At 64.2% G+C, this 2112-nt stretch carries 4 protein-coding genes; 2 read left to right on the plus strand and 2 right to left on the minus strand.

What is annotated here, in order from left to right:
• Together AAC050_RS14530 and lspA are read left to right on the plus strand one after the other, a co-directional pair.
• The coding region (locus AAC050_RS14530) for a cytochrome c biogenesis protein CcdA (protein ID WP_339915794.1) at positions 1-403 on the plus strand (403 nt) is incomplete at its 5' end.
• Positions 404-428: 25 nt separating this feature from the next.
• On the plus strand, positions 429-899 hold the full coding sequence (gene lspA / locus AAC050_RS14535) for a signal peptidase II (protein ID WP_151616647.1): 471 nt from the start codon (positions 429-431) through the stop codon (positions 897-899).
• Positions 900-966: 67 nt separating this feature from the next.
• On the opposite strand, the gene AAC050_RS14540 is transcribed toward lspA, so the two are convergent.
• Together AAC050_RS14540 and AAC050_RS14545 are read right to left on the minus strand one after the other, a co-directional pair.
• Positions 967-1725, minus strand: a complete 759-nt coding sequence (locus AAC050_RS14540; protein WP_339915795.1) for a DUF6118 family protein — start codon at positions 1723-1725, stop codon at positions 967-969.
• 11 nt (positions 1726-1736) lie between these two features.
• Positions 1737-2112 (minus strand): TraA (locus AAC050_RS14545; RefSeq protein ID WP_339915796.1); only part of this gene is annotated, 376 nt, incomplete at its 5' end.

Below are 2112 nucleotides of genomic sequence, written 5' to 3' on the forward strand. Positions count from 1 at the left end.
CCGCGTGGCAAGGTCAGGCTCCTCCTCTCGGCCATCACGCCCCCCCGCAAGCGCCGGGGCGGCTTATCTCCTCGGTCTCGCTTTCGCGTTCGGCTGGACTCCCTGCATCGGACCAGTGCTGGGCGCGATTCTGACCCTGTCCGCCGCCAACGCCACGGTCGCAAGCGGAACGACGCTGCTCGCCGTCTACTCGCTCGGCCTTGGCCTCCCTTTCATCTTGGCCGCTTTGTTCATGCGCGGGTTCATGGCGCGGATGATGTCGATGCGCCGTACTGGTCGGGTGCTCAAAATCGTCGCTGGTGGGGTGATGGTGGTGATGGGCATCGCCATGATCACCGGCCATCTAACCAGCTTTGCGATATGGCTGCTCCAGACGTTCCCGGCCCTCGGTCGGATCGGCTAACCCGGAGTTTAAAGGACATTTGGACATGCTCAGACTCGGCCTCCCCCTCGCCCTTGGCGGATTTTTCATTGATCAGGCGACGAAGTGGTGGGTCCTGAACCATGTAATGAACCCACCTCAGGTCATCCCCGTCACCGGCTTCTTTAATCTCGTGCTCGGCTTTAACACCGGCGTGAGCTTCGGATTGTTCGGCCAGGCGCCGGCTTGGCTCCTGATGGCGTTCACGCTCGCTATAGTCGCCGGCCTCCTTGTCTGGATCCATCGAAGCGACAGCCGCCTGACGGCATCCGCCCTCGGGCTCGTGGTTGGGGGCGCGCTCGGCAATCTGCTCGACCGGCTGCGGCAGGGTGCCGTGACGGATTTCCTGGATTTTTACATTGGCAGCTATCATTGGCCCGCCTTCAACCTTGCCGACGTGGCGATTGTCTGCGGGGGAGGGCTTTTGCTCGTGGAGAGCGTTCTGGCACGAGGCAAAACAAAAGCTCGAAATGCATAAACAGACGTTCTCGCCAGCGATCCAAAACTATCGCCGCAAATTTCCGAATACCCGCGATAACCCTACACTACTGCGCCGGCGCTGTCGGCGCTTTCACGGTGATCGTGCATCGCTGATCAGCGCCGGCCGTGCGCGCGGCCTCGGCGCATTGCCCGATCACCTCGGCGTTGTCGCGCACGAGCTGCGAAGAATCGGCCACGCCGCGCCAGCTTAGGGGATCGGCCACCCGCATCATGGTGACGCCGGCGTTCCATCGGTCCTGACCTATGACGGTCGCCGCAACATGAGTGTCGGCCGCAAACGGCAAGAAGCGCGGCAACAGCAAAATCAGGAATATGCCGACGAACAGCCCGACAAGGCCGGCCATCCCCATGCGGAAATCCTGACTTTTCCGGTCGTAGGCGCTTTTCGTGTGGGCGGCGAGGTTCCGGCCGGCGCGCTCGAGGTCGGACGCCTGCCGCTCGAGCTGCTGCGCGGCGGTGCGTATCAGGGCCTCGCCGCTGCGCTCGAGCGCGGCCGCATAGTGCTGCGCGCCCTGCTTGAGAATGGGGGATTGCTCAACGCCGTGCAGCCGCTCCGCAACAGTGTCGAGCGCCTGCACGAGCTGGGCGAGCTGGGGCTTGTAATCGGTCTGCGGCTCGATCTTGTCGAGCTGGTCGAAAGCCGCTTCCAGCCCGCGCCGCATCACGGTCATTTCCGCGCCGATCTGCGCGCCCTGCGTCTCGATCGTGCGCCGGAGCGCGTCGAAGGCTGCGGCCGGGTCGCCGGCGTCCTCGTCCAGTGTTTCCGGCTCGATTCCTTCCCTGTCGTCGTCCAGTTCCGCCATGATCTCCCTGCCTACATTCCCAAACCGATGCCCCGGCTAATCTGCCGGCTGCGTGTCATTTCCTCTTGCAGCTCGCGGGCGATGCTCTGGCCCCGGCGCAGCTCCTGCCCGATTCCAAGCTCCCGGCTGCGATTGCGCACGAGGGATTCCGCCTGCGGATCGCGTTCAAGGCTCTTGGCAAGGCCGCTCATCTGGTTTTCGACCTTGGCGCGGGCATCGTCGTGTTGCCAGCCGCGAAGCTCCCGGCGCTGGCCCTGTAGCTCCTGCCAGCGGTTCACAAACCGCTCGGCCCTGACATTGGGGTCTTGCAGCGCGGCGTTTTCGCGCTTCATCCCGTCGATGACATGAGCGACACGCTCCCGGCCGGAAAGCTCGGTCATGGCGCGC

It is taken from the genome of uncultured Brevundimonas sp. (assembly GCF_963974615.1).
Classification (GTDB): Bacteria; Pseudomonadota; Alphaproteobacteria; order Caulobacterales; family Caulobacteraceae; genus Brevundimonas.